The 19850-nt window shown below is 43.6% G+C and carries 12 protein-coding genes and 1 tRNA gene; 6 read left to right on the top strand and 7 right to left on the bottom strand.

The genetic code is table 11. From position 1 onward, the window contains the following. Nucleotides 1-765: 765 nt before the first annotated feature. From opcA to fbp, 4 genes are all read right to left on the bottom strand, one after another. Nucleotides 766-2130, bottom strand: coding sequence for a glucose-6-phosphate dehydrogenase assembly protein OpcA (opcA, locus tag V7K25_RS22950; protein ID WP_335160917.1), 1365 nt, complete (start codon nt 2128-2130; stop codon nt 766-768). 92 nt (nt 2131-2222) lie between these two features. Then, nucleotides 2223-3752 carry a glucose-6-phosphate dehydrogenase gene (gene zwf, locus V7K25_RS22955; RefSeq protein ID WP_335160895.1) on the bottom strand — a complete coding sequence of 510 codons (1530 nt, stop codon included), beginning with the start codon at nt 3750-3752 and terminating at the stop codon, nt 2223-2225. A gap of 155 nt (nt 3753-3907) precedes the next feature. Next, entirely contained in the window at nt 3908-5053 is a 1146-nt protein-coding gene (gene tal / locus V7K25_RS22960; protein ID WP_335160897.1) for a transaldolase, read from the bottom strand. A 418-nt stretch (nt 5054-5471) separates the two neighbouring features. After that, complete coding sequence (gene fbp / locus V7K25_RS22965) at nt 5472-6521, bottom strand: class 1 fructose-bisphosphatase (RefSeq protein ID WP_335160899.1); 1050 nt, start codon at nt 6519-6521, stop codon at nt 5472-5474. A 687-nt stretch (nt 6522-7208) separates the two neighbouring features. Between fbp and V7K25_RS22970 the strand changes: the two genes are divergently transcribed. The 4 genes from V7K25_RS22970 (at nt 7209) to V7K25_RS22985 (ending at nt 13010) form a co-directional block, all read left to right on the top strand. Then, a tRNA-Val gene (locus V7K25_RS22970) sits at nt 7209-7280 on the top strand. A gap of 763 nt (nt 7281-8043) precedes the next feature. Continuing rightward, nucleotides 8044-8565, top strand: a complete 522-nt coding sequence (locus tag V7K25_RS22975; protein ID WP_335160901.1) for a hypothetical protein — start codon at nt 8044-8046, stop codon at nt 8563-8565. Between the two features lie 201 nt (nt 8566-8766). Then, a complete protein-coding gene (locus tag V7K25_RS22980) occupies nt 8767-9552 on the top strand; it encodes a calcium-binding protein (protein ID WP_335160903.1) in 786 nt (261 codons plus the stop codon). An 887-nt stretch (nt 9553-10439) separates the two neighbouring features. Then, entirely contained in the window at nt 10440-13010 is a 2571-nt protein-coding gene (locus tag V7K25_RS22985; RefSeq protein ID WP_335160905.1) for a two-partner secretion domain-containing protein, read from the top strand. Between the two features lie 6 nt (nt 13011-13016). On the opposite strand, the gene V7K25_RS22990 is transcribed toward V7K25_RS22985, so the two are convergent. Next, nucleotides 13017-15791, bottom strand: a complete 2775-nt coding sequence (locus V7K25_RS22990; protein WP_335160907.1) for a CHAT domain-containing protein — start codon at nt 15789-15791, stop codon at nt 13017-13019. Between the two features lie 279 nt (nt 15792-16070). Between V7K25_RS22990 and V7K25_RS22995 the strand changes: the two genes are divergently transcribed. Continuing rightward, nucleotides 16071-16280, top strand: a complete 210-nt coding sequence (locus V7K25_RS22995; protein WP_335160909.1) for a hypothetical protein — start codon at nt 16071-16073, stop codon at nt 16278-16280. A 157-nt stretch (nt 16281-16437) separates the two neighbouring features. Here the strand turns inward: V7K25_RS22995 and mrdA are convergent, their stop codons facing one another. After that, the gene (gene mrdA, locus V7K25_RS23000; protein WP_335160911.1) at nt 16438-18285 is read right to left on the bottom strand and encodes a penicillin-binding protein 2; all 1848 of its coding nucleotides are present in this window, start codon (nt 18283-18285) and stop codon (nt 16438-16440) included. Nucleotides 18286-18487: 202 nt separating this feature from the next. On the opposite strand from mrdA, the gene V7K25_RS23005 reads away from it, so the two are divergent. Then, nucleotides 18488-19615, top strand: coding sequence for an ABC transporter ATP-binding protein (locus tag V7K25_RS23005; RefSeq protein WP_335160913.1), 1128 nt, complete (start codon nt 18488-18490; stop codon nt 19613-19615). Between the two features lie 42 nt (nt 19616-19657). Here the strand turns inward: V7K25_RS23005 and V7K25_RS23010 are convergent. Beyond that, nucleotides 19658-19850 (bottom strand): hypothetical protein (locus tag V7K25_RS23010; RefSeq protein WP_335160915.1); only part of this gene is annotated, 193 nt, incomplete at its 5' end.

The raw sequence follows: 19850 nt of genomic DNA on the forward strand, positions 1-19850 counted from the left end.
TGCAGGTCGATGCATCTAAGTTGCAGGTCGATGCATCTAAGTTGCAGGTCGATGCATCTAAGTTGCAGGTCGATGCATCTAAGTTGCAGGTCGATACATCTAAGTTGCAGGTCGATGCATCTAAGTTGCAGGTCGATGCATCCAAATTGCAGCCTGATGGGGGGCAATAGCTCTCGGTTAAGACAAGAGACGCGATAAATCAGGTCTTTGGTATCTGGTTCAAAAAACCAAGGAAAATAGAAAAACTCTCCAGATTATTGAAATATCCAAAAATCTGAAGAGTTTGTGTTTGATTTTTCCAATTGTGATAACTTTTATTTTTTCAGGCGAAGCTAACTAGTGGTCTGTCTCATGAAATTTGAGGGATAAGAGAACGAACCGCATAGGGAAGAAGGAAAGAAGAGAAATTGAAATTTGATTCACCTATGAGATTTAATGGGACAAACCACTACTAGTCCACCAGACCAACTTTGATAAATAAGTTTGTAGTTAGGATTTTAGTCCTTAACTTCAGCGCTTTAGCGCTCACTACAAACCAAGCATTGTTGCCTTGCCAGAGCAGTACGGCGGAAATAAACCAACCCTTCGGGTGACGCTCGCAGGCTCGCTAACGCTGCGCTAACGGCAGTTCCTCATGGGGGGAACCCCCATCGCCTTTGGCGTCTCCCCTTGGGAGAAGACCGGACTGCCTCACCATTCCAAATCAAAGAAACACTTACGCTGTATCGATTTTGAATTTGGAATTTGGAATTCCGCCTTGTGGTACTAGTTTGTTTCCAATTTGAAAATATTTGCTGTCACTCCCAGGCTTTCTTCAAACAGGGACTCACGGCCCCAGCGTTGCACCTGCTGACTCAGCAAAGCTTCCGCCTTTTGTTCCGAAAGTGAAGTCACCTGTTGAAACAGACCGGCAGATTGAGCGCCACCGTGGGTTTCCATCCGCATACAACCACCAGTTTCCGAGCAGATAACTGTACCACAGTCTGCCTGGGGATTTGTCGAACTGAGGCGCAAGGCAATCAAGTCGCCGATAATATCGCCCACATCAGCAACCGGAACTCCTGCTAACTCTGCTTCTACTTGTCGCTGTTCTTCAGCAATAAAACGGATGCGAGTGATGTCATAATCACCGCTTTCCTTTTCATAAGAAACTGGCTGCCATTGCAACCGGCTTGCCAACCAACCCAAAAACAGCAAAGCCTGGGCAGGGTTGCCTTTTTCATAATCAATCGTAACGCGGTCAATTTCTTTGAGGGCGGCGCGACGGTTAGGTGAGTCGTAAGCCTCAGCTGTCAATTCCTGCCATGATGCGAGGCGACGCCAGTTCAAGTCAGCTACAGGTACACCCGTTTCTACCAACTCTTCTAGGCGAAGTAATTCTTTTTCTGGCTCGTTAAAGTTGCAAGAATCTACAATCACATTATTGCAGACTGCTGCTAGGCGCTTGAATAGACCATTGTTAGGGTCTGGTGTTGCCTTCCACCAAAGAAACTTCGGCAAGCCGCCAATCAACAAGGCTGGAATCATACCACCGATGCGTTCTAAAGCAGCAGCAGTTCCACTGAGAGTTATGTATTCACAGCAGATAAGTGTGCTTGACGATTGCTTTTGGATGGGGCAATAGGCAGAAACTTGAGCCTTAACCCCTTCATCTTCGCCAGCAATGGGAAATAGCGCAATGATGCGGCAGGGGTTGCGGAGAGCGATTTCATCGGCAATTCTGGGGCTACCGCTACTTAACCCACTAGCAGGATGTTCACCTCCAGACCCGCTTCGCTGACCTTTAGCGAATTCTTCTCGTAATACAGTCAGAGTTTCTGGTGTTGCTGTTCCACTTTCAGGTAGATTATGTTTCTTTTGCACTTCCCGCAATGCTGCTGCCATCTGTGGCCCTAAAATTCCATCAATTGGGCCGTTGTAAAATCCCAAAGCAGCCAACAAATACTGAGTTTCTTCTGGTTCGTAGACCACTAAAGTAAATGTAGTTGCCCTAGTAGCACTGGGAAGTCTACCGTCCTCGCCAGTAATACCATAACTTTGCCAAATTTGATTGAGTTCGGTATCTATTTCGTTAAGCGAAATATCTTTCGGTGCCTGGAGTGAGAAAATTGTAGAAGTTTGGGTAGGCATAGTAGTTTTAGATTTGTCATTTGTCATTTGTCATTAGTCATTTGTCATTCGTCATTTGTTTTTACTAGTGACTAATGACTAATGACTAATATTTACAGTCTGCGCCAGCGACGGCCATCCTGGTTAATTAAGAGTTCTGCTTGTTCTGGTTCCCAAGTACCGGCTTCGTACTGGGGAATATTATTAGGATCGGCGGGTGCATCCCAAACGGAAAGGGCTGGTGTTACTACTTGCCAAGCTGCTTCTACTTCATCCGCCCGTGTGAACAATGTTTGATCGCCCATCATACAATCAAGGAATAGGCGATCGTAGGCATCGGATGTTGCTTGGATGCCAAAGGAACCATAACTAAAGTCCATGTCAACGGAACGGGTACGAAATTCTGCCCCCGGCATTTTGACATCAAAACGCAGGGAAATACCTTCATTTGGCTGAATCCGCATCGTCAAAATGTTGGCGTTTGTCTGTTGGGCGGCAGATTGGAACATTCGAGATGGAACTTCGCGGAAGTGAATGGCAATCTCACTCACTTTTTTCGGCATCCGCTTTCCGGTACGCAAGTAGAAAGGAACACCTTTCCAGCGCCAGTTATCCACCACAAATTTCATCGCTACATAAGTGGGTGTCGTAGAGTTGGGGTCAACGCCTGGTTCTGTCCGATACCCTGGCACTGCTTGACCTTTCATCCAGCCAGCGCTGTATTGCCCACGGACTGCTGACCGCGACAGATTGTGAACATCAGCTAAACGAGTAGCTTTGAGTACCTTCACTTTTTCTGTGCGGATGCTATCGGCATCCATTGCGTTGGGTGCTTCCATCGCGGTTAAGCAGTAAAGTTGCATGAGGTGATTTTGCAACATATCCCGCAGTGCGCCGGCGCTTTCATAGTAACCAGCCCGGTCTTCCACGCCCACGGTTTCTGCTACGGTAATTTGTACGTGGTCAACAAATTGACGATTCCATAAGGGTTCAAAAATCGCATTGGCAAAGCGAAACACCAGCAAATTCTGGACTGTTTCTTTACCTAAGTAGTGGTCAATGCGGTATACTTGGTTTTCTTTGCAATATTTCTGTACCACTTGGTTAAGACTTTGGGCAGAAGCCAAGTCCCGACCAAAGGGTTTTTCAACTACTAGACGATGTTTGTAGGGATCTTCTAGCATCCCGCCGCTTCCTAGCTGCTTAATCGCTTCGGGAAAGAATGAAGGGGCAACGGAGAGGTAGAACATGCGATTACCTCGCGTGCCCCGTTTTTCGTCTAATTCACTCAATAAGGTTTTGAGTTTCTTATAGCTTTCGGGGTTGTCTATATCCCCAGGACTGTAGAACAGACCTTGAGAGAAGTCTTGCCAAAGTTCCCCTAAATCGACATCAGGATGTGCCTCTTCCATGCCCTTCTGCATTTGTTCACGGAAGTATTCATGGCTCCACTCTCGACGCGCTACGCCGACAATAGTAGTTTCTGGCGGTATCCGCCGTTCTCGCCGCAATTTGTAAAGTGCTGGCACTAGTTTGCGCCAGGTGAGATCACCAGAAGCGCCAAAGATAACTATAATCTGGGGTTCGGGCATCCCTTGTTGTTGCAGACCAACGCGCAAGGGATTTTCTAGCAGACTAACCATAGGAATTTTGGATTTTGGATTTTGGATTTTGAGATTGGGGATTGGGTATTAGGGAGTGGGTATTGGGTATTGGGTATTGGGGGTTTAGTATTAGGAAAATTGTTTACCAGTCCCCAGTCCCCAGTCCCCAGCCACCAGTCCCTAGTCCCTAGTCCTTACACTGGTGACAATACCTTGATCTTGTCTTCTAAAGAGTTCATCAAGGACTGGAAGGGCTGAATGAATTTGTCAATACCTTCAACTAACAGTTCATCCATTACGGCATCAAGATCGATGTTGATGTCAGAATCTTTGAGGTTTTCGATCAGGGTGTAAGCATTATCTACATCTGTTTCTAAGCGATCGCCTACGTTACAATGATCCGCACAAGCTTTAATCGTCGCTGGTGGTACGGTGTTAACGGTATCTCGCCCAATCAACTCTTCGATATACATCACGTCGTTGTAGTTGGGGTCTTTGGTGCTGGTACTAGCCCAAAGTAGCCGTTGTACTGTGGCCCCTTTTTCTGCCAAGGCTTTCCAACGATCGCTCTCAATAATTTTCTTGTATTCCTGGTAGGCAATCTTGGCGTTAGCGATCGCTACTTTTCCTTTAACAGCTCTTAGCCTTGCTTCCACAGAAATATCATCAACGCCTTTTTTCAACTTAGCATCAATTTTGGCGTCAATGTTGCTATCAATCCGACTGAGGAAGAAGCTGGCAACTGAAGCAATTCTACTGATGTCCTTGCCCTCAGCCAACCGTTTTTCTAAGCCACGAATATAAGCCCAAGCTGTGTTTACGTAGCTTTCTACAGAAAACAGCAACGTAATATTAACATTCATCCCTTCGGCTATTACCTGCTCCACTGCTGGCAAACCAGGTTCTGTACCGGGAATTTTAATCATCAGATTTTCCCGACCAATTTCTTGGAAATAGCGCCGGGCTTCGCTGATTGTTGCTTCAGTATCATGGGCGATAGTTGGTGGGACTTCAATACTCACATAACCATCTAGTCTATTCGAGGCTTCATAAACAGGGCGTAAAATATCACAAGCATTACGGATATCTGCAAAAACTAGCGATTCGTAAATTTTGTCTATGGGTAACTTAGCACGAACTCCGGCTTCTATATCGGCATCATAAATGACGTTACCTGCGATCGCTTTCTCAAAGATAGCTGGGTTAGAGGTAATCCCAGAGATACCTTGATTTTCGACCATATCTTTGAGTTCGCCGGATTGAATAATGTCACGGGTCAAGTTATCCATCCAGATACTTTGACCGTATTGCTTAATTTCTAGTAGATGATTGGTAGACATAGCTCTAATTCGTTTCACTCCTGTATAGTGATGATTCTAAGTAAGTTGGCAAAACTCATCAAATATTTGATGCTTACTTTTGAATTGTGGCGTTGCCAATCACTTATCGCATCGGCCAGCTGAGATAATCTTTAATACATGTTCAAAAAGTGCTATTCTGCATCGCCAATCTTAAATCACCATGATTAACTTTTAATTAATGCCAGATGCTAGACGCATCCTTGATCCTTTTATTACCGTCTTCTAGTGCAGCATGGCAAAAATAACTATCCAGTTGAAACAGTTTAAAAAGCTTTATTTGCAAGCTTTGTTTTCTCTAATTGTGCCTTTTTACACTATTACAGGTCAGCAGCCATTTCATTACAGCCAGAAAGACCAAAATTAAAGCCTTTTGACTTTTGACTTCCGCCTTGCGGCACTAGTGTCCGTTTTGAATAAAAGACTCCACCTTTGCTACATCCTCTTTGCTACCAATAATTAAAGGTGTGCGTTGATGCAATTTTTTCGGTACCACATCCAAGATATTTACCAATCCTGTAGTAGCGCGACCGCCTGCTTGCTCAATCAAAAAGGCTAAAGGAGCAGTTTCATAAAGCAAGCGCAATTTCCCTTCTGGGTTTTGAATTGTGCCTGGATAGAGAAACACGCCGCCTTGAACCAAAATTCGATGAATATCGCTCACCATTGCGCCGCTATAACGAGCGCTGTAGCCTTCTGTACGATGAACGTAGCGGATGTATTCTCGAATTGATTCTTCCCACTGCCAGAAGTTACCCTCATTCACGCTGTAAACAGAACCGTGGTTAGGAATCCGAATGTTTTCTTCTGTGAGAATAAATTCTCCTAAGCTGGGATCAAGGACAAAAGAATGAACCCCCTTACCTATACTATAAACCAGCAGGGTGCAGGGGCCATACAGGATGTATCCAGCAGCAAGCTGTTTACGTCCGTTGGTAAGGAGGTCAGTTGCCTTACCATCGCTATCACTCCCTTCTTGTTGGCGAATGGCAAAAATGGAACCTAAGCTGAGATTATTATCAGTATTGGATGAGCCATCAATTGGGTCATATAGTAGGGTATAGCGACCAATAGGGCAATTTTCCGGGATATAGTAGGGTTTTTCCATTTCCTCAGAAGCTAGGCGACAGACTAAGCCGCTTTGCTTAAAAACTGAGATAAATACATCATTGGCATAAACATCCATCTTTTTGACGGATTCTCCTTGGACATTAACTTCCCCAGTAAATCCTAGAACGCCTTCCATTAAACCAGCACGACTCATGCGGCGAGCAACCAGTTTGCCGGCCAAGGCGATGCGATTCATCAACGCACTTAAATCCTGTGCATCTGGCGAAAAACTCTGAAGTTGCTGTAAGACATGACGCGATAAGGTTGTACAATCACGATCTAAGGATTTGTCTGTAATTTCATTGATAGACGATTCTATTGAATCTGGCGCTTTAGCCATTTTTATGTTCTCCGCAGCCACTAGCTGTTGATTGGGTTTTAGGCGTGTATGGCAACTTATGGTTGCTGCTTCTATCTTAGAAAGGTAATTTGATAACTTAGATGCGACTTTAGATAAACTAAAGAAATGAATTGTCAGTGACTCCTGCACTCAGAGCCTAGATACGTAGTAATTCGTCTAATACATCACCAGTATTAAGTAAGTGATTTACCTAAATCAAGCGAATACAGAAGGTAATAAAGGTAGCTAAATCACTGACTATTATTTGCAACCAGAGCTATTCTGAAGTTATAGGAAAATAGGTCTAAGTAGCTAGGCGTAAATAAATTAAAGTTTGTAGTGAGTTAGCGCGGTCTTCTCCCAAAGGGAGAGGCTATGCCAACGCGGAGCGTCTCGTAGAGAAGGGTGTTTCCCCCATGAGCGACTAACTTTCCCGTTGGGTAAAGACTTTAGTCCTTTACTTTTATATGTAGGGTGTGTTCTTGCGTAGCGTAATGCACTTAGAGCTACGGATGTTTTGAAGTTATTTCAAAAATCAAATATCAGTCCAGGCGATCGCACTGAACCACTTTATCTTACATAAAATCTGGCTATGTAAAGAGCAACAGTTAGCATTGAACTTACACTTTGTTCAAATGTATTTTTGCAACCCTAAATCTAAGCCGTTATGATAATATAAAGAGTCTTGGGCGATTAGCACAGGGGTAGCGCACATCCTTCACACGGATGGGGTCACTGGTTCAAATCCAGTATCGCCCACTTAGTAATATCAAAGGTTTCAGCTAACTAACTAATATCTCCTTCAGTAGAGTATGCCATTTTCTGATGGAATTGAGAACTGCTTATGTTCAACTACAATCCATCAGCGTGCCTACCTTCATCGGCAGACTTGTCAGATTCTGCTCACCGAAGAAGCGGAGGGGCAGGGCGCTCAAAGCTTGGGGAGCAAGCCCTGACCTGGAGCCGTGGAGCGAAGCGGAACATGGGTATGAAGCCCCGGCATAAAGTAAAGGGCGCTCTTACTGGGGCGGAGTACAAGCTCGTCTGGTGTTTTCCCCCTTGCTCCCTGCCCCCTGCTCCCCTGCCTCTTTTGACACCCCTGTGCATAACGAACTGGAAATATTATTCCCAATTTATTGTTAGCGATATTAGAGGTTATTTAAAAAGTAGCTGCCTGTATCTTTGCACTTATTAATCTCTCCTAACCCACGCCAGTCATTATAGTCTGGAAAAATAATTGCAATGCAGCTAAAGCGGTGGATAAACAGAGGATAACTCAATATTGACGGTGTAATGGTGGAAAAAGCACCTTGTTTTAGTTATTAAAAAATATACAATAAATGCTAAATGAGTAGGCATCATTAAACTAACTACGTAAACTTATGTAAAGCATCAGAAACACCTTAATTACAAGCTTTTAAGGGCTTTATATTTCTTAAATTAGTTGTGTTTTTTAGCGCCCACCTACTTAGTTGCTAGTTAAGATAAGCAGTGGAAACACTAAATTATCGGAGTAAAGAACATGGCAAATATTCAGGGTAACTCTGGAAATAACTATCTAGTTGGGACTCAAGGAAGCGATCAAATATATGGCTATGAAGGCGATGACACTCTAATAGGTGGGGCAGGTAATGACTACTTAGTGGGAGGAGGTGGTAATGACATTCTCACTGGTGGTAGTGGTAGAGATACCTTTGTCCTGAATTACTCAGGTGGTGGTATTGATACAATTAAAGACTTCTCCGTTAGTAATGACGTTCTTAAAGTTACTACATCAACTATTGGTGCTTCTAAATATCTTATAGGTACACGAGCATCTCTGAGCAATTATGAAGTGGGTGAAGATGCTGGTATGGTTTTTACTAAGTCTACAAATCGTTCGCTAACGCTCGGGTCAAGTAACACTAGCCAATCTTCTAGTCTTTTTACATATGACGCAAGCACTGGTGCTCTATTTTATTTGAATCAGCAGCTAGCTTGGCTATCTCCTAATCTTGACTGGAATACAGCTGTTGTAGTGGCTGCGAGAACTAATAATAGTTAATTATAGGACTAATATTTCATTTCTGAAAAAGCTCGGTACAACTCGAAAAGCCTAATTCCCTATTCCCTACTCCCCACTCCCCCTACGTAGATAATTTCAAAAATCAAATACGATTCCTATAATTAATATTAATGAATGAAAAATCTAACTCCCTAGCAGAGTTTCTTGCTAAAGTTGGGGGAGTCAAACTCGTTTTATACGGTGTATAGACAAGCAAGTGATTCGCGCTTTGATTACGGAATCGCTGTTCTAGGTGCGATCGCACTGTTTTGTTTTTTAACCAATCTCATCTGTAATGCTAATTGCCAGTTAAAATCAGCAGTAGAAACGCTAATTTCTCCTGGAGTAAGAACAATGGCAATTATTCAAGGTACATCTGGAAACAATTATCTAACTGGGACTTCAGGAAACGATCAAATATACGGCTATGCAGGTAATGACACTCTAATAGGTGGGGCAGGTAATGACTACTTAGAGGGAGGAAGTGGTAATGATAATCTCACTGGTGGTAGTGGTAGAGATACCTTTGTCTTAGATTGCTCAAGTGGCGGCATTGATACAATTACAGACTTCTCAGTTAACGACGATATTCTTAAAATTACTACCCCTACTATTAGCAGTGCTAACTCCATCTCTAAAGCTGATCAAGGTAATGACGCTCTAATAGGTAAATCAGGTAAAGACTCTTTAGTGGTAGGAGTTGCTGATGACATTCTCACTGCTGTCAAGGATCTTGACACCTTGTCTTCTGAGAATGCTATTAAATTGACTGACTCTATAACTAATGTTTTACCATCAAAAAAAGTTTCGAGTGAAGACATGAAAGTTATTACACCTATGAATCCATCTCCACAACTAGCAATAATTGGTGGCGGTGTGGGACTTCCTAGTTATTGTAGCTATAACGCAAATACTGGTGCTCTATTTTATCTAGATCAGCAGTTAGCTTGGCTACCTCGTAACCTTCACTTTGCTAACAATGCATGACTTAGGCGGTGACAGAAAAGCCAAAATAGCAGGTATGGTTTTTAAGGCTTCTAATTTAGATTTTTCAATTACTTTTTTGCATGCAATGCCTGTCTTGAAAAGTGACACTCCTGCGGAGGCTCGTTCCTCTCTACGAGACGCTACGCGAACGCTACCGCTTCGCTAACAGTTCGCTTTTGGCGTTGCCGACTTAATTAGCTCAATCAAAAAGACCTCTTCCTGATTTTACTATACAAAATTGTCCCTTTCTGACGGGCGCTCTACGGTGTACACATAAGTGCTATCCACATAGGTTTCAACTCTTTTATCCACATTTTGTCAGAGTTAAACTGTCACACTCACCGACATCCTGTCCAGAACTAAAGTTCAGCGGCTCATAGCCCAAGTCCACGCTTTGTGGATTTGGGCTATGAGACTTGGAATTCATTCCGAGGCGGCATAGAAACGCAGTGCGAAATTTTTTAATAAAGATATGACTGCGACAAGACTTGTATGTACACCGTAGCTCAATAGGGTTTAGTTAAGCATCTCTTTTTTCTCTCTGCGCCTTGGTGGTAGCGTGCGGCAAGCCGATGCAGCGTCTACGTTAAAAAAATGACTTTGGTAACAGACTTTTAGCCTTAACTGAACCGTATTGCACACGTAGCTGACGGGCGAGAGGGACAGCCTTGAACTAAAGTTCAAAGAAAAAAGAGGTTTGTCGAACTCACCTTAAGTCTTAAAATTCATACAGTCACTACTGTCACAACAGCAGATTAGTAATCAAAAACCTAACCTTCCCAGCAGAGTTACCTGGAGAGGGGCACGGGCAAAGGTTTGCATAAGCATTACTAAAGTGGTGTCTAACTTGCAATAAAGTAACTTTCAAGGGTTAGGAGATAAGTTCTGTGAGTTTAAGAAGTTGGTTTGGTCACGGTTCTCACTTAGGGTTGTCAGGCTTGGTGATTCTAGTGGGTGCGATTGGAATACAAGGAGGCTTACGCACATCCGCTCAGGTTACTGCTGATCCTTCTGTGGGAACTCAAGTGGAGCGAATCGACAGCACTACTTTGGATATTACAGGGGGTACAACCGTTGGCAATACAAATTTATTCCATAGTTTTAGCAACTTTAGTATTCCAAGTGATCAGGTAGTCAATTTTCAAAACGCCCCTACCATCAACAATATTTTGGTGCGAGTTACAGGAAGGAATCCCTCTGATATTGAGGGAACACTTCAAACTCAAGGTAATGCTAATTTCTTTTTAATGAATCCTAACGGCATCATATTTGGACAAAATGCCTCATTAAATATTAATGGTTCATTTATTGGAACAACAGCTAATGCGATCCAGTTTCCGGGTGGTGGAGAATTTTCCATGACTTCACCCGTCAATCCGCTTAACCCCTTGCTGAGAGTGAATCCTTCTGCATTTCTATTCAATCAAATTGCATCCCAGCCGGTGAAGCCGATTCAAGTCAATGAAGCATTTCTATTTGTTCCTGAGAGTCAGAATTTAGTGCTATTGGGAGGCGATGTGAATTTAGAAGGAGCGATCGTGTATGCTCCAGATGGTCGAATCGAATTAGGAGGATTGGCCGCAGGGGGAACAGTAGGGTTGAACATTGATAACAACAATTTCCGCTTAAGTTTTCCTGAAAGTGTAGCGCGAGGAGATGTATCTTTTACCAATCTAACTACAGTAAGTGCTAGTGGTGAAGGCGGTGGTGGTATCCAAATATATGGCAGGCGCGTTACATTTGATAGCTCAGATATTGCGGTTAATACTCTAGTCTCAAAATCGGGAGGAACGTTAGGGGTGAACGCATCGGAGTCAGTAGAACTCTTGGGAGGAAGCCGTCTATTAACTGAGACAACAAGGTCTGGAACTGCCGGAGACTTAAGGATTGAAACTGGGCGGTTGATTGTTCAAGATGGTTCGCAGATTTCAGCTTCCACTTCTCTACAATCTACAGGAGGGGGAGGAACTTTGTTTGTCAATGCCAGGGACTCTATCCAACTCATTGGAACCTCCCCAATTATAGAAGGTGAAAAACCCATACCTAGTGGCTTGTTTACTGTAACACAAGGTGCTGGAAATGCTGGAGAATTGAAAATAGAAACTGGGCAATTAATTGTTCAAGATGGAGCGCAGATTTCAGCTTCCACTTCTAAAGAATCTACTGGAGAGGGAGGAACTGTGTCTATCAACGCTAGGGACTCTATCCAACTTATTGGAACAAATGGTGAGAGTAGAAGCGGCTTATTTGTTGGGACTCAAGCTACTGGAAATGCCGGAGAATTGAATATTGAAACTGGGCAATTGATTATTCAAGATGGAGCAAGAATTTCAGCTTCCGCTTCTAAAGAATCTACAGGAGAGGGAGGAAGTTTGTCTATCAACGCCAGGGACTCTATTGAACTCATTGGAACCTCGCCAATGGGAGCTAGTGGCTTATTTGTTGGGACTGAAGCTTCTGGAAATGCCGGAAACTTAAATATAGAAACTGGGAAATTGATTGTTCAAGATGGAGCGCAGATTTCAGCTTCCACTTCTAAAGAATCTACTGGAGAGGGGGGAAGTATTATAATTAAGAGTGGAGAATTAAATGTCTTAGATAACGCTGACATAACTGTGAGCAGTCAAGGCACAAAAAAGGCAGGTGATTTGGAAATCACCGCTCGTTCTATTAAATTGGATAACCAAGGTAAGCTGATTGGGCAAGCTAACTCCGGTGATGGTGGCAATATTACGCTAAATTTACAAGATTTATTGTTACTGCGCCGCAACAGTGAGATTTCTACCTCAGCAGGCACTAGTGGGGCTGGTGGAAATGGCGGTAATATCACCATCAATATCCCTGACGGCTTCATCGTCGCCAACCCAAATGAAAATAGCGATATCACCGCTAATGCATTTAGTGGTAGTGGTGGGAGAGTCACAATTAAAGCTACTAATATTTTTGGAATTGCATCACTAACTAGCGAAGACCTCAAAAGGTTGCGCCCTACGGATTTAGACCCGCGTCAACTTCAGACAAATGATATTACGGCAGTTTCCCAAACAAGACCTAATTTAAGCGGCATTGTAGATATCAACACGCTCGATGTTGACCCCTATCGAGGATTAATTAACTTACCAGCCGTACCAGTCGATACTCAAGTGGCTCAAGCCTGTCAAGTGCGTCCTGGTGAAAATCAAAACAGTTTTACGATCACCGGACGCGGCGGCTTACCACCCAACCCTAAAACTGAACCACTCACTCCTGATGCAGTTGAACTAGATTGGGTAACTCTCAACCCAAAGGGTGAAAACCGTGTTAGTACAAATTCAAGTGAGGCAAATAGTTCTAGTCCAGCGCCGATTGTGGAAGCGCAAGGGTGGGTGAAAAATGCTAAAGGTGAAGTTGTACTAACGGCTGATGCGCCGAAAGCTTTGCCTCATAGTTCCTGGTTTACTCCTGCTTCTTGTTTCTAACGCACATTACAGCCAATTGCCTACTAAAACATAGGGTGCCCAAAAATATGGAGCTTTTTCCTTAGCAAAAACAACTAATTGGGCACCCTGGAGCGCCTCGGCTTTATTCGCCCCAGCCTTTAGTTGTCGATAGAACTCACTCATTACATCGGCAGTGGAGCGATCATCTATTGACCACAATGTTGCTAGTGTACTGCGTACCCCCGCCCGCATAGCTATCCCAGCCAGTCCTAAAGCTGCTCGTTTGTCTCCCTCAGCAGTTTGGCAAGCACTGAGGACGAGTAATTCAATACCACTAAATCTGTTTTTGTCGCTAACTCGCAGTAGATTATCAAATTCCTTGACTTTAACTAATTTATCCCAGGTGAGAATAAAGGTTTTTTCAGCATCAGAACTAAATTCACCGTGAGTTGCTAAGTGAACCACGGTGAAGGAAACTTTTTGCAACTTATTTTGCAGGTTTGTTTGGGTAAACTGTTGATTTAACAGTTCTTCACTATTAGGTACTTCAGATTTGATTTCTTTTAATTCCCGTGGTACATTTTCTAATTCAGGAAATTCTTTGCCTTCGACTGGGCGTTTTTCGCTGACTCCGGCTGTTAAGGCATTTAGCTGTATCTGTCGCAAAGGTTTAGGATCGAGGAGTTGCAAACCTGGTGTCAAGGCGATCGCATATTTCTCTAGTAGATATTGCTTCTGTTGTTTGTCGTAGAGAACCGCCATTGGGATATTCCGCAAATCACCATCCAGTACAAACACTAAGGTTTTTATCCCACTATTGACTAAATCTGTTTGTGCAGGTCGAATTAACCAATCATATATTTGTTGAGACTGCTGCTGAACCCGAGCAGTTGCCGTGACATTTAGTAAGTTTTTCCTCAGTTTTGCTATTGTCTTTTCCACATCCTTTTGAGCTATTACAGTCTTATAGTGGCGCAAGTCTTGATTAGGCAATTTGAGGATAACATCTAGGCGGTCTGGCAAAATAATTGGATAAATCACTGCTGCTCGTTGGTCTTTTTTGTCAACCACTGGGTCAAGTTCCTGCGTAGGGTTTAAACAGGCTGACCGAAAGAAGTTATCCAGTTCTGCCAATTGCAGAGATTCAATTACATCACGAGCAAGCTTTAGATTGTCTTGATTGATACCCTCTTGTGGCGATCGCGATAGTGAAGCGTTAGCCTTTAATAAAGAAGCATCTCGTTGGTCTAACTTCTCGAAGGGAACAGAAGCACTGCTGCCTTGGGGAGAACGCAACAGCAATTCAACTAACTCTCGATACACTGGTTCAATATTTTCCCGAAAGGAAAATTGAACGTCTGGATTGAGGGCTACTAAATCACCACGCAGAGATTGAAGGGTCTTGTAGGCTACATTATAGGATGCGATCGCGCCTTTAATATCTCCCTTTTTTTTCAGTATGCGTCCTAGTTGCCATTGCCACTGATAAGCAATATCCGATGCATTAATACTTTGCGCTGTGAATAAAGCTTTCTCGGTAAGCTCTTGAGCATCAGAAAACTGCCCGGTTTTTTCATACAACTCACCAAGACTACCCATAGCATAAGATTCTGCTCGCCGATCTTGTAAGTTCTGTGCCTGTTCGATCGCGGTGGATAATTGCTGGGCAATGTTCAGCCATGAGGGGGTATCTATGCTAATTTTTTCTTTTAATTGCCTAAGATTTTCGGCAAACTTAATGCGAGTATATACTGAGGTTCGGCTGGGTGGTAAGTTGCTAATTGCCGACTGGATTTGAGACGACAACGCCAATGCATCTCGATCTTGGTTTTTCTCTAAAAGTAGACTAAGTAAATTTAGGTGAGCCTGGATACGTGTAGTGGAGGAAGCAGATACAGCAGCCTCCTGATAGTATTGCAAAGCCGCTTCAGTGTCTTGCTGGGCGCGGGCTGTGTTGCCTAAACTGAGTTGAGCCTCTGCGATCGCTTTTGGAGATTGCACTCGTTTTGCCACTGCTAAACTTTTCCCCAACACCAACCGTGATACGCTTAAATCACCGACAAGTCGGCGGATGTTGCCAAGACTACGCAGCCCTGTAGCTACAAGAAGTGAGTCTGGAAGGGTTGTAAGGGTTTGCTGTACTTCGTTTAAAGTTTTGTTAGCCTGAAGGTAAAGCCCTAAAGCTTGCAAAGCTTGTGCAGAGTTAATTTGGTTACGAGTTAATCTAGCCTTGTCGCCTATTTGCTGATAAATATTAGCAGCTTTTTGCCAGGTAGTTAAAGCCGCTTCTGCTTGTCCTTGTGATAGTTGTAACTGTCCTTGCACATCTAGGGCTTGGGCAATAAGTTGGGAACGCTCACCGGAACTGCCCGTATTTTCCCCTGACTGTAATAATTTTAAACTTTGGGCGATCGCTTCCTCAGCTTCTGCCCACAAGCCAAGTTGTTGATAAGCCAAGGAGAGATTACTCAGTGTCATCGCTTCTTGTAATCCATCCTTAGAGGTTTTAAAAGCAGCAGCAGCCTGTTGCAAAACTTTTATCGCTTCAGTAAACTGTCCCCTGTCGTATAATGTTTTGCCTTGTTCCACTACGCTTGCCGTTTGGGATGAGCCGCTTTTCTGGGGGGGGAAGGAGTAGAAAGTAGGGGATTGAGCATTCAGCAGTTCCCTGTCACTACTTCCTTGTTTTCCCCACTCCCCTTGCTCGGCCAAGTTTTGTATGGCAGAGTAGACGGCAGGAGGTTTTGCTAAAACAGGAGATAAGGTTATGCATAGAAATGCAGTAAACAGCGCGAGGAAAAAATGATTTGAGTATCTCATAGTTCAGTTCTGTATAGTCAGACATTACTTTATTATTAATTGCGACTTGTTCACAGAACCTTAAAGGCATGTAATGCTCTGTCCCATTAATTTTGCGGGGTAATACTAGCTCCTGATTAAATATAGCGGTTCCCAATTGGATGAAATATAGACCTAACCCCCGGCCCCTTTCCTTCTAGCGTTGGGGAGTAAGATTTAAAGCCTCTCTCCTTTTAGGCTACAGTGTACACACAAGTCTTTTAAAGTTGCTGTGTAACGTAGGTGAGTTAATTTTTGTAGGTGGATGCAACAAAGGTGCAAAACGATGCAACAAAGGTGCAGGTCGATGCAACAAATGTGCAGGTCGATGCAACAAATGTGCAGGGCGATACAACAAAGGTGCGGGTCGATACAACAAATGTGCAAGGCGATACAACAAACATGCAGGTAGATGCAACAAATGTGCAAGGCAATACAACAAACATGCAGGTCGATGCATCAAATGTGTAGATAAGAGACTTGTGTGTACACCGTAGCCTTTTATATCATGTTCGGCAGATTAGTTATAATTCCTGCATCTGTGCAATAATTTGAAAACTTTTTTTCCCCCTGCCCCCTGCCCCCTGCCCCCTGCTCCCCTGCCTCTTTTGACTTCCGCCCTGGGGCATTAGTCTCCCGTGCCATGTCCTGAACTCTGAGTTTTAGCTTCTGATGGATCAAGCTGAGGTTTTTGATACTTACCTGGATACTTATGCTGAAAATAAGCTTCTAGTACTTGTAAAACCATCGGCCCGCAAATAGTACCGCCATGTTCGCCAGTATTTTCACCAAAGGCCACAACCACAATTTCCGGCTTATTACTGGGAGCATAAGCACCAAACCAAGTATGATTTGGGCGACCAACACCAGCTTCAGCAGTGCCACTCTTCCCAGACGCTGGGGCAATTGTCGGCACGTCCAAGTGTTTACCAGTACCTTCACTCACTACCCTCCGCAATCCGTCGCGGAGAACTTTGATTGTTGTCGGCTTCATATTTAAGGATTCTCGCCAACTTTTTGCTTGTTCGTTGTCTTTGAGCAAATGCGGCTGAACTCGATATCCGCCATTAGCAGGGACAGAAAACATAATCGCCGATTGCAGGGGTGTCACTTGCAAAGCACCTTGACCAATTGACATATTAATGGTATCGCCTACAGTCCAAGGTGTTTTCAAAACTCTTTTCTTCCATGTTTCATCTGGAACCAAACCTTTTGATTCTTCGCCCTGAAATTCAATGCCAGTTCTTTGACCAAATCCGTATTTGCGACTCCATTCGATTAAAGTTGGGCCACCGACTTTTCTACCAACTTGATAGAAGAAAGTATCACTACTCATAGCGATGGCTCGTGGAAATCCTAATGGCCCAAATCCGGCGTGATTCCACTCACCAAAAGTCACCCCACCAACGGTCAGAGAACCAAAGGTCTGTAATATTGTATCAGGCGAGAATTGCCCTGATTCTAACCCGGCTGTCGTGGTGACAATTTTGAAAGTACTGGCGGGGGGAAAGGCACTTAAGGCACGATTAACCAAGGGATGATCTTTTCCTTGCAAGGTTTCCCAATCTTTCTGGGAGAGTTTTTGTTTAGAGAAAATATTCGGGTCAAAGGTGGGGTAAGATACCAGTGCTAAAACAGCACCATTATTCGGATCGAGTGCTGCGATCGCCCCTCGGTGATTTCCCAAAGCTTTTTCTGCTGCCTTTTGCACATCTAAATCTATGGTCAGGTGCAAATCGTTACCAGCTTTTGCCTGTTTCTCCCCCAAAACCCGGATTGGTCTACCCGCACCATCTACTTCGACTTGCTGACCGCCCCATTCACCGCGTAGCATTTTCTCATAAGCCTTTTCCACCCCCATCTGACCGATTACATCTCCGAGTCGGTAGCCTTGCTGCTTTTTGTCCTTTAACTGGTCGGGGGTCAACTCTCGCGTATAACCTAGTACATGAGCCAATTCTTTGCCGTGGGGATAATAACGCACAGAATCTGTATTAATTTCTACTTCCGGCAGTTCATTTTTATACTCCTTTAATGCTGTGATTTCTGCTTCATTTAGATCGCGAGCAACCCGGATGAGTGAAGAAGAATTAGCACCAGCTTGTTCTAATTTCTTTTCCATTTCATCTTGGGGAATGCTGAGAATTTGCGCTAGACGCGGGCCGACTACAGACCAGGAAGGCTTAGTATGTGCCATCGGCCACAAATATACAGAGCTAGGATAGCGAGTAGTGGCTAAAAGTTTACCGTTGCGGTCAAAAATATTTCCCCGTTCAGGTTGTTTAAGAATCATCCGAACGCGGTTTGCTTCGGCTCGTTCCCGGAGTTTTGGCCCTTCAACAATTTGCAAATATGCCAAACGAGCCTCAATACCTGCAAGCATTAATACGGTAAATACGATTAAAAATATTGATTGAAAACTACGTCCAACTGTACGTGTATCTTTTTTGCTGCCAATTGATGGGAATAAAGACATAAGACAAATAATGATTCCAATAGAGGTATTATCTGTATACAATTACCCTAAACTCATGTCCAGTACTGGGTATAAAAGAATTGGGCAAGTATATTCTTGAACAATTGTTTTTGGCGGATACAATAAACCAAAGTGTCAAATCTAGTCTGCTCAATAGACTACTGACAAAATCACGCAATATCACGGCATTTTACTGAGGATTATGGCTCAAATTGTCATGCAGAATCAAAGGGGGATAACAACTTTTCAGCCACTTGATGTTGAACTGCGTAACGTGTTCAAGTTTTTTAACCAAGAACCAGCAGTAAATGGAATCGATTTAGATATCAGACAGGGAGAATTTTTTAGTATTTTAGGCCCCTCCGGTTGTGGTAAAACAACAACACTGCGTTTAATCGCTGGGTTTGAAATCGCTGACGCTGGCAAGGTGTTGATTCAGGGTCAGTCTATGACTAATGTGCCGCCTTACCGCCGACCCGTCAATACTGTATTTCAAAGTTATGCTCTATTTAACCACCTGAATGTCTGGAATAACATCGCCTTCGGACTGCGGTTAAAAAAAATACCCAAATCGAAAATTGAAGCTAGAGTCGAAGAAGCTTTAAAACTCGTGAAAATGGAAAGTTTGCGATCGCGCTTTCCCAATCAACTTTCTGGTGGTCAACAGCAACGAGTCGCTTTAGCAAGGGCCCTAGTCAACCGTCCCACCGTCGTATTACTGGATGAACCTTTAGGGGCGTTAGATTTAAAGCTACGTAAAGAAATGCAAGTGGAGTTATCAAATTTACACAAAGATTTGGGAGTGACCTTTGTGATGGTGACACACGACCAAGAAGAAGCATTGTGTTTGAGCGATCGCATTGCTGTGATGAACCAAGGCAAAATTGAACAAGTTGGCACTCCCAGCCAAATCTACGAACGTCCTTGCACATCCTTTGTTGCTGATTTTATTGGCGATACTAATTTATTTAGCGGTGAAATTGTAGCAGTAGACTCTTCTAATATTAAAATTTCGACAAAAACGGGACTCTCAATTATCATTAGCCGCGCTGAAGATACACCATCTGAATTATCGCAAGCAGTGATAGTCTGCGTGCGGCCAGAAAAAATACAGCTTTCGCTTTATCCACCCAATTTGCCAACTAACTGTTTTGAGGGACGGCTTGTCAATGTTATGTATTTGGGTACACATGTTAATTATGTTGTGGAATTAACAAATGGCATTAGCATAAATGTGTTGCAACCGAATAATTTTGGCGTTTTACCAGACTGCGACACGCCCATCTACGCTTGGTGGGCAGAAAATGATTGTTTAGCTATTAGTCAATAGTTGTGACATGACTCCGACCTGAAGGTACGGAGCTTCTAAGAATCACTTCTTAGATTTCCTAGTTGCTTCCTTATGGGTTTTCGACTTTGACCTAGACTGAGTTTCCCCAATCCCTGGCAAACCGTCTGCATAGGCGTTTTGGATTCCCAACTGTCCATTGGTACTAATGAGAGCTATTCCTCTGTTCCTAATTATTTGACCACTGGCAACATCACGAAGAGTTATGTATCCGCAA

It is taken from the genome of Nostoc sp. (assembly GCF_036919495.1).
Lineage (GTDB): Bacteria > Cyanobacteriota > Cyanobacteriia > Cyanobacteriales > Nostocaceae > Nostoc.